A 12,209-nucleotide genomic window follows, 5' to 3' on the forward strand; every position below is an offset into this window, starting at 1 on the left:
TCACCGTGTTTCTGTGTTTATTTCACCAACTTCTTCATCTCATCAATACGTGCGACGGTCGCGTCGTATTTGGCTTGGTAGTCGGCTTGTTTGTCGCGTTCTTTTTGGACGACTTCTGGTTTGGCATTGGCTACGAAGCGTTCGTTAGAGAGCTTCTTACCGACCATATCCAGTTCTTTTTGCCATTTAGCTAGTTCCTTATCGAGACGAGCCAATTCTTCTTCGACATTGAGGAGGTCTGCGAGTGGCAAGTAAATTTCTGCTCCTGTGATGACGCTTGACATAGCGAGTTCAGGTGCAGGGATGGTTGATGCAATTTCCAAGTGTTCTGGATTTGTGAAGCGTTTGATGTAGTTGACATTGCTGTTAAAGAAGGATTCCAAGTCGCTATCGCTTGTCTTAACAAGGATGGTGATTGGCTTGCTTGGTGCTACGTTTACTTCCGCACGCGCATTCCGAACGGCACGGATCAAGTCTTTGAGGCTTTCGACACCCGTGTGAGCTGCAAGGTCTTCAAAGGCTGGGTTAACAGTTGGGTATTCCGCTGTGACGATAGAGCCTTCTGAGATTTGTCCAAAGATTTCCTCTGTCACGAATGGCATGATTGGGTGAAGGAGACGAAGGATCTTGTCCAAAGTATAAAGGAGAACAGAACGTGTGATGACTTTCTCTTCTTCATTATCGCTATAAAGGACTTCCTTGGTCAACTCAACGTACCAGTCCGCAAATTCATCCCAAATGAAGTTGTAGAGGATGTGGCCAGCGACACCAAACTCAAACTTGTCAAAGTTTTCAGTGACTTTTCCGATCGTTTCATTGAGGTTGTGGAGAATCCAGCGGTCAGTAACGTTTCCAGCTTCCTTGTTAATAACTTTTTCCACATTGGCAGTTGCTTGCTCAAGGGTCAAGCCTTCATTGTTCATGAGGATGTAGCGAGAGATGTTCCAAATCTTGTTAATGAAGTTCCAAGAAGCATCCATTTTCTCATAAGAGAAGCGCACGTCTTGCCCTGGTGCAGAACCATTTGAAAGGAACCAACGGAGGGCATCGGCACCATATTTCTCGATAACATCCATTGGGTCAATCCCGTTACCGAGTGACTTAGACATCTTGCGTCCTTGCTCGTCGCGAATCAAACCGTGAATCAGGACGTTTTGGAATGGCTGACGACCAGTGAATTCCAAAGATTGGAAGATCATACGAGACACCCAGAAGAAGATGATATCGTAACCTGTTACCAAGGTTGACGTTGGGAAGTAACGTTTGAAGTCTTCTGAATCGACATCAGGCCAGCCCATAGTTGAGAATGGCCAAAGGGCAGAACTGAACCAAGTATCCAAGACGTCTTCGTCCTGAGTCCATCCGTCACCTTCTGGAGCTTCCTCACCAACGTACATTTCACCCTCAGCATTGTACCAAGCAGGGATTTGGTGACCCCACCAGAGCTGACGAGAGATTACCCAGTCATGGACATTTTCCATCCATTGGAGGAAGGTATCGTTGAAACGAGGGGGGTAGAATTCAACCTTATCATCTGTGTATTGGTTTGCAATGGCATTCTTAGCCAATTGGTCCATCTTGACAAACCATTGCGTAGACAAGCGTGGTTCAACCACGACACCTGTACGCTCTGAGTGACCAACACTGTGAACACGTTTTTCGATTTTAACAAGGGCACCGATTTCTTCCAACTTAGCAACGACTGCTTTACGAGCTTCAAAACGGTCCATGCCTGCAAATTCGAAGGCCAAGTCATTCATGGTTCCGTCGTCGTTCATGACGTTAACTTGTGGCAAGTTATGGCGTTGACCAACTAAGAAGTCGTTTGGATCGTGGGCAGGTGTGATTTTCACGACACCCGTACCAAACTCAGGATCTGCGTGTTCGTCCCCAACGATTGGGATGAGTTTATTAGCGATTGGAAGGACGACGTTTTTACCAATCAAGTCCTTGTAGCGTGGGTCTTCTGGATTGACCGCAACGGCAACGTCCCCAAACATAGTCTCAGGACGAGTTGTCGCAACTTCAAGGGCGCGTGAGCCGTCTTCCAGCATGTAGTTCATGTGGTAGAAGGCACCTTCCACGTCCTTGTGGATCACCTCGATATCAGAAAGGGCTGTGCGAGCTGCTGGGTCCCAGTTGATGATAAACTCACCACGATAGATCCAGCCTTTCTTGTATAGATCCACAAAGACCTTGCGCACGGCTTTTGACAAACCTTCATCAAGGGTGAAACGCTCACGAGAGTAGTCTACAGAGAGCCCCATCTTGCCCCACTGTTCCTTGATAGTAGTGGCATATTCATCTTTCCATTCCCAGACTTTCTCAAGGAATTTCTCACGACCGAGGTCGTAACGACTGATGCCCTCACCACGCAAGCGCTCCTCAACCTTAGCCTGAGTTGCAATCCCCGCGTGGTCCATACCAGGAAGCCAAAGCGTATCAAAGCCTTGCATACGTTTTTGACGGATGATGATATCCTGAAGAGTCGTATCCCAAGCGTGACCAAGGTGGAGTTTCCCAGTTACGTTTGGTGGTGGAATGACGATAGAATATGGCTTAGCCTTTTTATCGCCTGAAGGCTTGAAAACATCGGCATCAAGCCATTTTTGGTAACGACCAGCCTCAACCTCAGCTGGATTGTATTTAGGTGAAAGTTCTTTAGACATGTGTGTGTCCTTTCTAGTTATTTCTATTTTTAATGTTGACCTTGAGTTTCCCACTCACTCTTCAGCAAGCCATATATGAGACTGTCACAGCGGTTGCTCTGAGCATCTTTGCGGTCTCGGATGCGAGCTTCAAGGGTGAAACCAAGCTTCTCAGCGACTCGTTGACTTTGGACATTGTAGCCAAAGCAAGACAATTCTACCTTGTGAAGCCCCAATTCTTTAAAAGCTAAGTCAATCAAGGTACGCGCCGCTTCTGGTACATAACCTCGGCCCCAATAGTCGGGGTGCAAAGTATAGCCAATCTCCAGCACATCATCTTCGTGGCGATGGTTGAAATCAACAGAGCCGATGATTTTATCAGTCCCTTTGACCACAATTCCATAGCCTGCTGGGAGATTTTCCTTTTCATTACGATCGGGAAGGATATGCTCTAGGTAATAAATCTCATCTTTCAAGGTCTTGACAGGTGGAAAGCCTGCTGGGTAAGAAACTTCTGGGAGACTAGCGTAGGCATAAATATCCTCAGCATCCGCTACTGTACGGACTCGTAAGACCAGACGCTCCGTTTCGATTCGTTCAGGTAATGTTGCTCTTGTCATTCTTCTGCCTCGCTTTCTTGATAAAGCTCCCCATGGGATCGACTCGGTCGTCCAGATAACGATAAACGCGCTGGTGGCCGTCCCCCATAAAGTAAGTCGGCGCAAAGCGGTCATTTTTAAAATGTCCCTTGTCATCTAAGAGCTCTGGATCAGCTAGTCGCTCGAGAATTTTAGCAAAGATATGGCAGATGCCATCTTCCTCGATAATCCGTTCTACCTGGCAATCCAAAACGACTGGACAGGCCTCCAAAATCGGAGCCTGAGTTCGTTCAGAAATCTCGTAGTCAAGCCCTAGGTGTTTCAATTTCTCCCGATGGCTGATAAAGCCAGCCTGTTCCATCTCAAGCATGAGGTTTTCGTCAGGGATATTCACAGTGAACTGTTGATAATGCTTAATCTGGTCAGCCGCATTTTCCTCAGCACCAACCCCGATGACTAGCCAATCGCCAAGGCTATAAGAGGAACTGCAGGTCGTGATATTGTGCCCAAAGTTCTGGTCCTGATAGCCTAAAATGAAGATAGGAAAACCATAGTAGAGCTTACTTGTTTTAAAAGATTGTTTCATGACAACCTCCTTTGGCTAGGGGTGCAAAATAAAAATCGCCCCTGTCATCAATCTGACAGGGACGAATGTGTTTAATCCGCGGTACCACCCAATTTCGGGCAGATGCCCGCAACTCTCGTCTTTAAAACAAAAAGACATTTATATTTCATTTTTAAATTTCATCCATTAGCAACCAGTTTTGACACATTTGTGGATTTCTCAGCTCCGCCACTTTCTGTAAAATGTGGGACTCAAAACACCTCTAATGGCTATATTTTAACAAGTTTTTGACGGAAAAGCAAGGAACAAGAAAGATTACTTGAACTTAATGCCGTTTTCTTTTAATTTCTTGATAGTTGCTGGACCGATTCCTTTCAAGGCAAGGAGTTCTTTTTCTGTCCAGTTTTTGAAGTCAGCTGCAGATTTGATCCCTTCATCGTAGAAAGTTTTAGCGCGATCTACTGAAAGTCCACCTAGGTTGGCTGCGAATTCCTCTACAGAGCTTGTAACTTTTTGAGCTTGTTCTTTAGTTGCTTCTACAGTTTTTTCAACTTGCTTAGAAACAGCTTTTCCTGCTTCACTTGCTGCTTTTTCAGCGTGTTTCACAACTTTTTTTGTTTCTTCGACAACCTTGTTTACAGCGTTTGAAAGTGCGCCTGAGCGACGAAGATTGTTTCTTAATTGTTTTTTACGTTGTAGTTTTTTTGACATGATAAGATCCTTTCAATAAAAAACCCCTGTGACTGAACAAGGATAAATCTTTATGTTTTATTGTATCAACTTTCTTTGGGAAATGCAAGGCTTGTTAGTTGAGAAAGATAGGAGTCCTATGGGGAATTCCGCCTTAGAATAAGAGAATATGATAGAAGAAAAGCGAAAAATATGGTATAATGAAACGATAGATTTTTGAATAGGAATACAATCATGTTTGGATTTTTAAAAAAAGATAAAGTAACAGAAACACCAGCGATGGTACCAGCGCATATCGGAGTTATCATGGATGGCAATGGTCGTTGGGCTAAAAAACGAATGCAGCCACGTGTCTTTGGGCATAAGGCTGGGATGGATGCTCTGAGAACAGTAGCGATTGCTGCTAGTGATATGGGTGTCAAGGCTATGACAGTTTATGCCTTCTCGACTGAAAATTGGACACGTCCAGATCAGGAAGTCAAGTTTATCATGAACCTTCCGGTTGAATTTTATGATAAGTATGTTCCCGAATTGCACCAAAAGAACATGAAGATTCAAATGATTGGGGAGACTGATCGTTTGCCTAAAGAGACCTTTGATGTTTTGAAAAAAGCGGAAGAGTTGACCAAGTTAAATACAGGTTTGATTCTCAACTTTGCCCTTAATTATGGTGGACGAGCTGAGATTACACAGGCAGTCAAGTTGATTGCACAGGATGTTTTAGATGCTAAGATCAATCCCGGTGATATTACAGAAGAGTTGATTGGGGAATATCTCTTTACGGGACATTTGCCGAAAACTTTGCGCGATCCTGACTTAATCATCCGAACTAGTGGCGAGCTTCGTTTGAGTAATTTCTTGCCTTGGCAAGCAGCTTATAGTGAACTTTATTTCACAGATGTCTTGTGGCCTGACTTTGATGAGGAAGCCTTAAAGGAAGCTATTGCAGAGTTTAACCGCCGCAATCGTCGATTTGGAGGAGTATAGGAACATTATGAAAAAGGACTTAATAAAGAGGACCATATTTGCCGCTTTGGCCCTAGCTATCTTTATCCCACTCTTGATGGTTGGAGGGCTGTGGCTACAGATTGTGATGGGAATTTTAGCCATGCTTGGAGTTCGTGAGTTGCTCCAGATGAAAGGGTTAAACACCATGACCCCTGAGAGTTTGTTGACCTTGCTAGCAACTTTCGCACTGACAATCCCCCTAGAAAACTACTTGACATTTTTACCTGTAGATGGGAATGTTGTCGCATATGGTGTTGTGATTTTTATCATGTTAGGTTGCACTGTTTTTAGCAAGAATTACACCATTGAAGATGCTGTATACCCAATCGCCATGAGTTTCTATGTTGGTTTTGGATTCAACGCTTTAGTCGATGCTCGAATCGCTGGCTTGGATAAAGCGCTCTTGGCTCTCTGTATCGTGTGGGCAACAGATAGTGGTGCTTATCTCGTTGGAATGAATTTCGGCAAGAGAAGATTGGCTCCAAGAGTTTCTCCTAACAAATCAGTCGAAGGAGCTTTTGGTGGTATTATAGCTGCCATGCTTGTTACACTCATCTTTATGTTAGTGGATAGTACAGTTGCCCTTCCTTATGGTATTTACAAAATGACACTCTTTGCTATTTTCTTTAGTATTGCAGGTCAATTGGGTGACTTGATTGAAAGTGCTATGAAACGCCACTTTGGAGTCAAGGATTCAGGGGTCTTCATCCCTGGACATGGGGGGGTACTAGATCGCTTTGATTCTATGTTGGCCGTGTTCCCTATTATGCACCTATTCGGCTTATTTTAAGGAAAGGTGGACAGATATTAAATGTTAGGATTATTAACCTTTATCCTTGTTTTTGGAATTATCGTGGTGGTTCACGAGTTCGGACATTTCTACTTTGCTAAGAAGTCTGGAATTTTGGTTCGTGAATTTGCCATTGGTATGGGTCCGAAAATCTTTGCCCATATCGGGAAAGACGGGACTGCTTACACGATTCGTCTCCTACCGCTTGGTGGTTATGTCCGCATGGCAGGTTGGGGTGAAGATACCACAGAGATTAAGACAGGAACTCCTGTTAGTTTGACCTTAGCCGAAGATGGCAAGGTTAAGCGCATCAATCTTTCTGGTAAGAAGGTCGACCAAACGGCTCTTCCGATGCAAGTAACCCAGTTTGACTTTGAGGATAAACTCTTTATCACAGGTTTGGTCTTGGAAGAGGAAAAAACGTTCTCCGTAGACCATGATGCAACTATTGTGGAAGCTGATGGAACGGAAGTTCGTATCGCTCCGCTAGACGTTCAATATCAAAATGCAACTGTCTGGGGCAAATTGATTACCAACTTTGCAGGCCCCATGAATAACTTTATCCTAGGAGTTGTCGTCTTCTGGATTTTGATTTTCATGCAAGGTGGTGTTCGTGATACACAAAGTAATAACTTTAGTATCATCCCTGATAGCGCGATAGCAAAAGTCGGCCTTGAAAATACGGCCCAAATCACTAAAGTCGGTTCACACGAAATCAGTAACTGGCAAGATTTGATTCAGGCAGTGGAAGCAGAGACCAAGGATAAAACAGCACCTGTTTTAGATGTGACAGTCTCTGAAAATGGAACTGAAAAACAAGTCAGTGTGACACCTGAGGAAAGCCAAGGGCGTTATATTTTGGGTGTTCAACCGAGACTTAAATCGGATATCTGGTCTATGTTTGTAGGTGGATTCACATCTGCAGCTGACTCAGCTTTGCGCATTCTCAATGCCTTGAAAAACTTGATTTTCCAACCTGACTTGAATAAGTTAGGTGGACCTGTTGCAATCTTTAAGGCAAGTAGCGATGCTGCTAAAAATGGTCTTGAGAATGTTTTGTTCTTCTTGGCTATGATTTCTATCAATATCGGGATTTTCAACTTGATTCCTATCCCGGCACTTGATGGTGGGAAAATCGTGCTCAATATTATTGAAGCTATTCGCCGCAAACCACTGAAACAAGAAATTGAAACCTATGTTACTCTAGTTGGAGTTGTGATTATGGTTGTCTTGATGATCGCCGTTACATGGAACGACATCATGCGAACCTTCTTTTAAGAATTAGAGGAAAAATATGAAACAAAGTAAAATGCTAATCCCAACGCTTCGCGAAATGCCAAGCGATGCTCAAGTTATCAGCCACGCTCTTATGTTGCGTGCTGGTTATGTTCGTCAAGTATCAGCAGGAGTCTATTCTTACCTGCCACTTGCTAACCGTGTTATCGAAAAAGCTAAGAAGATCATGCGTCAAGAATTTGACAAGATTGGTGCTGTTGAGATGTTGGCTCCAGCCCTTCTCAGTGCTGACCTTTGGCGTGAATCTGGCCGTTATGATACTTACGGTGAAGACTTGTACAAATTGAAAAATCGTGAGAAATCAGACTTTATCTTGGGCCCGACTCACGAAGAAACCTTCACAGCGATTGTCCGTGATTCTGTCAAGTCTTACAAGCAATTGCCACTAAACTTGTACCAAATCCAGCCTAAATACCGTGATGAAAAACGTCCACGTAATGGACTTCTTCGTACGCGTGAATTCATCATGAAAGATGGTTATAGCTTCCACGCTAACTATGATAGCTTGGATGTAACCTATGATGAGTACAAGGCAGCCTATGAGCGTATCTTTACTCGTAGTGGCTTGGACTTCAAAGCCATCATCGGTGACGGTGGAGCAATGGGTGGTAAGGACAGCCAAGAATTTATGGCCATCACACCTGTTCGTACAGACCTTGACCGTTGGGTAGTGTTAGATAAATCTGTCGCATCATTTGATGAGATTCCTGTAGATGTACAGAAAGAAATCAAGGCAGAATTGCTCAAATGGATGGTTTCTGGTGAAGATACCATTGCCTATTCAAGTGAGTCAAGCTATGCAGCTAACTTGGAAATGGCAACTAACGCCTACAAACCAAGCAACCGTGTTGTGACTGAAAATGAAGTGACTCGCGTGGAAACACCAGGTGTTAAATCTATTGACGAAGTAGCAGCCTTTCTAAACGTTCCAGAAGAGCAAACTATCAAAACTCTCTTCTACATGGCAGATGGTGAGCTTGTCGCAGCCCTTCTAGTAGGAAATGACCAACTTAATGAAGTAAAATTGAAAAACCACTTGGGAGCGGATTTCTTTGACGTAGCCACTGAAGAAGAAGTCGCTGCTGTCATTCCAGCAGGATTCGGTTCTCTAGGACCAGTCGGTCTACCTGAAAATGTGAAAATCATTGCAGATCGTAAAGTTCAAGATCTTCGCAATGCTGTTGCTGGTGCCAACCAAGATGGCTACCACTTGACTGGTGTTAATCCAGGTCGTGATTTCACTGCTGAGTATGTAGATATCCGTGAAGTGCGTGAGGGCGAAATTTCACCAGATGGAAAAGGTGTTCTCAACTTTGCCCGTGGTATCGAAATTGGTCATATTTTCAAACTGGGAACTCGCTACTCAGCAAGTATGGGAGCAGATGTCTTGGATGAAAATGGTCGTGCGATCCCAATTATCATGGGATGCTACGGTATCGGTGTTAGTCGCCTCCTTTCAGCGATTATGGAGCAACACGCTCGCCTCTTTGTTAACAAAACTCCAAAAGGCGAATATCGTTACGCTTGGGGAATCAACTTCCCTAAAGAATTGGCGCCATTTGATGTGCACTTGATTCCGGTTAATGTCAAGGATGAAGACTCTCTTGCATTGACAGATCGTATCGAAGCAGCCTTGGTAAACAAAGGTTACGAAGTTTTGACGGATGACCGTAACGAACGTGTCGGTGTTAAATTCAGCGATAGCGACTTGATTGGTCTTCCAATCCGTATTACTGTTGGTAAAAAAGCAGCGGATGGTATCGTAGAAGTCAAGATTAAGGCGACAGGAGATACAATCGAAGTTCACGCAGATAACTTGCTTGAAACCCTTGAAATCCTAACAAATAAATAAAATCTATAATCAGAAGAAAAACAAGACAAAAATGTAACTAGTTTTTGCCTTGTTTTTTCTTTATAATGAGAGAAAGTAAACATTAAAAGCGTAAAAAGAGGTAGTACTATGCTAAAATTTCCAAAGGATTTTGTCTGGGGTTCCTCAACTTCTGGACCACAGACAGAAGGACGAGTACCTGGTGACGGCAAGGGAGATAATCTCTGGGATTATTGGTATCAAGTAGAGCCAAATCGCTACTACAATGGGATTGGCCCAGATAAGACATCGACCTTCTATGAAAACTGGGAAAAGGATATCGAACTATTGTTAGAAACTGGCCACACAGCCTTTCGAACTTCTATCCAGTGGTCACGTATTTTCCCACAGGGTCGTGGAGCAGTCAATCCTCAAGGTGTGGCTTTCTACCGTCAGGTCTTTGAGGCCATCAAGGCCAAGGGCATTCGTCTCTTAGTCAATCTTTATCACTTTGACCTGCCTTTCGCCCTTCAAGAAGATGGGGATGGTTGGGAAAATAAAGCAACTATTAAGGCCTATGAAGACTATGCTCGTTTCTGTTTTGAAACTTATGGAGACTTGGTTGACCAGTGGATTACCTTCAATGAGCCTATCGTTCCTGTAGAGTTTGGCTATTTCTATGATGCCCATTACCCTCATAAGGTAGATGCCAAAGCGGCAGTTAAGGTTGCCTATCATACCCAGCTAGCCAGCACTCTTGCAGTTAAGGCTTGTCATGAAGTCTTACCAGGCTCTAAGATTGGGATTGTCCTCAACTTGACACCAGCCTATCCACGTAGCCAACATCCTGCTGACGTGAAAGCTGCTCGTATTGCAGATCTCTTCCAGGCCCAATCTTTCCTAGATCCGTCTGTTTTAGGAACATATCCAGAAGAGTTAGTGGAAATTTTGTCTGAGCATGACTTGTTACCAGAATACACAACCGAAGAGTTGGAACTCATTCGTGAGAACACCGTTGACTTCCTAGGAGTCAACTACTATCAGCCTTTGCGTGTCATGGCGCCACGTTTTGCTAAGCATCCTGACAGCCCACTCTTGCCAGAGCATTTCTATGAACCTTACGTGATGCCAGGTCGCAAGATTAATCCACACCGCGGTTGGGAAATCTACGAGCAAGGAATTTATGACATTGCCCAAAACATCAAAGAAAACTATGGCAATATTGAGTGGATGCTGACTGAGAATGGGATGGGTGTTGAAGGTGAAGATAAATTCCGTGTGAATGGCATGATTCAGGACGACTATCGTATCGACTTTGTCAAAGGACATCTGCGTGAACTCCATCGTGCTATCGAAGACGGTGCCAACTGTAAAGGCTATTTGATCTGGACCTTTATTGATTGCTGGTCATGGCTCAATAGTTACAAAAATCGCTATGGTTTGGTCGAGCTAGACTTAGAAACACAAGAACGTCGCCTGAAAAAATCCGGCCACTGGTTCAAAGAGCTCAGTGACAACAATGGGTTTTAAGCAACTTTTTATATAGATTCAAAAAACCATTGGGAATCAATTCTTTACGAGTTTTTCCAATGGTTTTTCTTGTTTTATAATAATCCGATAAAAAGTAACAAAGCTGACAGAGCAATAAAGGCTAGGGTTGCTAGACCACGTTGGCCTGGGCTGTATATCTTTCTTTCGCCTCGAACTGGGAAGACGATAGCTAGTAATGCGCCACCGACAGCTCCACCTACGTGTCCAGCAAGGCTGATACCAGGCATTAAAACGCTACCTACTAGGTTGATGACTAAGAGGGAGAGGTAGGATTGCCCGAGCTGCTGGAGATAGGGATTGCGTGAAGCATAACGAAGAACGACAATAGAGGCGAACATCCCGTAGAGAGCAGTTGAAGCACCTGCAGTAATAGCATTGGGACTAAAAACTAGGACAAAGAGATTTCCCATCATACCCGAAAGAAGGTAGATAAAGAAAAACTGTTTGGAGCCAAAGATTTGTTCCATTTGCCGTCCCAAGAAGTAAAGGGAAAGCATATTAACGAGAAAATGCTGTAAGCCAATGTGGACAAAGGTTGCGGAGAATAAGCGCCAGATTTGTTCAGGCATGGCCTTGATAGCAGGGGGATACACAGCTCCGAATTTATACAAGGTGGCTGCGCTGGTATAGTTGAAACCACTGGTTAGAAACATGAGTACAAAAATCAGGGTTGTCACGAGTAGAAAGAAGCTCGTGACAGGATAACGACGATCAAAAATTTCTTTCATAGATGAGTACCTCCTCAACTGGAATATCGTGTGGATCAGGATGGAAGTCCTGAATCTGACAAGGATAAAGTGTACTGATAGTGTTGCCTGGGAAATGCTCCAAGTAGCGATCGTAATAGCCACCACCGTAGCCAATTCGATAACCAGAAGGATTGAAAGCTAAACCAGGAACATGGATCAAGTCAATCTGAGACGGCTCAAAGACAATAGTTTTCCCCTGTGGTTCAAGAAGTCCAAAAGAATTTCTTTCGAGTTTCTCTGGTTCATATAGAACAAAGTCCATTTTCCCATGTGGATAGGTTTTGGGAATGAGGATAGTCTTTCCATCTTTTTGAGCTTCTTCAATGAGTCTAGCTGTCTGAAATTCATGAGGAAAAGACAGGTAAGTGGCGATGGTTTTTGCTTCCTTGTAGAAGGAATGTAGAAGTAGTTGCTCAGTCAACCAAGCGCCCATGACTTCCTTTTCTTCTTTGGATAGAGATTTGAGTTCTTGCAAGACCTGCTTGCGTAAGGCTTTTTTCATT

At 43.8% G+C, this 12,209-nt stretch carries 11 protein-coding genes; 5 read left to right on the top strand and 6 right to left on the bottom strand.

All coding sequences use genetic code 11. The annotated features are described in order from the left end of the window. Positions 1-17 precede the first annotated feature (17 nt). From NMM19_RS03780 to NMM19_RS03795, 4 genes are all read right to left on the bottom strand, one after another. The gene (locus NMM19_RS03780; protein WP_254730027.1) at positions 18-2,669 is read right to left on the bottom strand and encodes a valine--tRNA ligase; all 2,652 of its coding nucleotides are present in this window, start codon (positions 2,667-2,669) and stop codon (positions 18-20) included. 29 nt (positions 2,670-2,698) lie between these two features. After that, positions 2,699-3,268 (bottom strand): GNAT family N-acetyltransferase, encoded by a 570-nt coding sequence (locus NMM19_RS03785; protein ID WP_178894478.1) that lies wholly within the window; start codon positions 3,266-3,268, stop codon positions 2,699-2,701. Next, positions 3,246-3,833: a flavin reductase family protein gene (locus NMM19_RS03790; RefSeq protein WP_178894479.1), complete on the bottom strand. Its 588-nt coding sequence runs from the start codon at positions 3,831-3,833 to the stop codon at positions 3,246-3,248. Before NMM19_RS03790 ends, NMM19_RS03785 begins: the two co-directional genes overlap by 23 nt. 294 nt (positions 3,834-4,127) lie before the next feature. Then, a complete protein-coding gene (locus NMM19_RS03795) occupies positions 4,128-4,523 on the bottom strand; it encodes a helix-hairpin-helix domain-containing protein (protein ID WP_178894480.1) in 396 nt (131 codons plus the stop codon). A gap of 213 nt (positions 4,524-4,736) precedes the next feature. Here NMM19_RS03795 and NMM19_RS03800 point away from each other — a divergent pair, with 213 nt between their 5' ends. The 5 genes from NMM19_RS03800 to NMM19_RS03820 all read left to right on the top strand — a co-directional run bounded on the left by NMM19_RS03800 (position 4,737) and on the right by NMM19_RS03820 (position 10,936). Then, positions 4,737-5,489 carry an isoprenyl transferase gene (locus NMM19_RS03800; RefSeq protein ID WP_178894481.1) on the top strand — a complete coding sequence of 251 codons (753 nt, stop codon included), beginning with the start codon at positions 4,737-4,739 and terminating at the stop codon, positions 5,487-5,489. Positions 5,490-5,496: 7 nt separating this feature from the next. Continuing rightward, a complete protein-coding gene (locus tag NMM19_RS03805) occupies positions 5,497-6,300 on the top strand; it encodes a phosphatidate cytidylyltransferase (protein ID WP_178894482.1) in 804 nt (267 codons plus the stop codon). A gap of 21 nt (positions 6,301-6,321) precedes the next feature. Then, positions 6,322-7,578 (top strand): RIP metalloprotease RseP, encoded by a 1,257-nt coding sequence (gene rseP, locus NMM19_RS03810; RefSeq protein ID WP_178894483.1) that lies wholly within the window; start codon positions 6,322-6,324, stop codon positions 7,576-7,578. Between the two features lie 16 nt (positions 7,579-7,594). After that, a complete protein-coding gene (locus NMM19_RS03815; RefSeq protein ID WP_254730029.1) occupies positions 7,595-9,448 on the top strand; it encodes a proline--tRNA ligase in 1,854 nt (617 codons plus the stop codon). Between the two features lie 108 nt (positions 9,449-9,556). Continuing rightward, the gene (locus tag NMM19_RS03820) at positions 9,557-10,936 is read left to right on the top strand and encodes a glycoside hydrolase family 1 protein (RefSeq protein WP_178894485.1); all 1,380 of its coding nucleotides are present in this window, start codon (positions 9,557-9,559) and stop codon (positions 10,934-10,936) included. A gap of 74 nt (positions 10,937-11,010) precedes the next feature. Here NMM19_RS03820 and NMM19_RS03825 read toward each other — a convergent pair whose 3' ends face one another. Both NMM19_RS03825 and NMM19_RS03830 read right to left on the bottom strand, forming a co-directional pair. Beyond that, complete coding sequence (locus tag NMM19_RS03825) at positions 11,011-11,685, bottom strand: rhomboid family intramembrane serine protease (protein WP_075227066.1); 675 nt, start codon at positions 11,683-11,685, stop codon at positions 11,011-11,013. Continuing rightward, positions 11,669-12,208 (bottom strand): 5-formyltetrahydrofolate cyclo-ligase, encoded by a 540-nt coding sequence (locus tag NMM19_RS03830; protein ID WP_178894486.1) that lies wholly within the window; start codon positions 12,206-12,208, stop codon positions 11,669-11,671. The genes NMM19_RS03825 and NMM19_RS03830 overlap by 17 nt, the downstream gene beginning before the upstream one ends. Between the last annotated feature and the right edge of the window lies 1 nt (position 12,209).

Origin of the sequence: Streptococcus sp. CF8_St5-17, from assembly GCF_024295665.1 — a bacterium.
In the GTDB taxonomy this organism is placed as follows: domain Bacteria; phylum Bacillota; class Bacilli; order Lactobacillales; family Streptococcaceae; genus Streptococcus.

What these genes read in the sequence shown, in the direction of transcription:
- NMM19_RS03780 (WP_254730027.1), bottom strand. Translation starts at nt 2,669, where the DNA reads ATGTCTAAAGAACTTTCACCTAAATACAATCCAGCTGAGGTTGAGGCT.
- NMM19_RS03785 (WP_178894478.1), bottom strand. Translation starts at nt 3,268, where the DNA reads ATGACAAGAGCAACATTACCTGAACGAATCGAAACGGAGCGTCTGGTC.
- NMM19_RS03790 (WP_178894479.1), bottom strand. Translation starts at nt 3,833, where the DNA reads ATGAAACAATCTTTTAAAACAAGTAAGCTCTACTATGGTTTTCCTATC.
- NMM19_RS03795 (WP_178894480.1), bottom strand. Translation starts at nt 4,523, where the DNA reads ATGTCAAAAAAACTACAACGTAAAAAACAATTAAGAAACAATCTTCGT.
- NMM19_RS03800 (WP_178894481.1), top strand. Translation starts at nt 4,737, where the DNA reads ATGTTTGGATTTTTAAAAAAAGATAAAGTAACAGAAACACCAGCGATG.
- NMM19_RS03805 (WP_178894482.1), top strand. Translation starts at nt 5,497, where the DNA reads ATGAAAAAGGACTTAATAAAGAGGACCATATTTGCCGCTTTGGCCCTA.
- rseP (WP_178894483.1), top strand. Translation starts at nt 6,322, where the DNA reads ATGTTAGGATTATTAACCTTTATCCTTGTTTTTGGAATTATCGTGGTG.
- NMM19_RS03815 (WP_254730029.1), top strand. Translation starts at nt 7,595, where the DNA reads ATGAAACAAAGTAAAATGCTAATCCCAACGCTTCGCGAAATGCCAAGC.
- NMM19_RS03820 (WP_178894485.1), top strand. Translation starts at nt 9,557, where the DNA reads ATGCTAAAATTTCCAAAGGATTTTGTCTGGGGTTCCTCAACTTCTGGA.
- NMM19_RS03825 (WP_075227066.1), bottom strand. Translation starts at nt 11,685, where the DNA reads ATGAAAGAAATTTTTGATCGTCGTTATCCTGTCACGAGCTTCTTTCTA.
- NMM19_RS03830 (WP_178894486.1), bottom strand. Translation starts at nt 12,208, where the DNA reads ATGAAAAAAGCCTTACGCAAGCAGGTCTTGCAAGAACTCAAATCTCTA.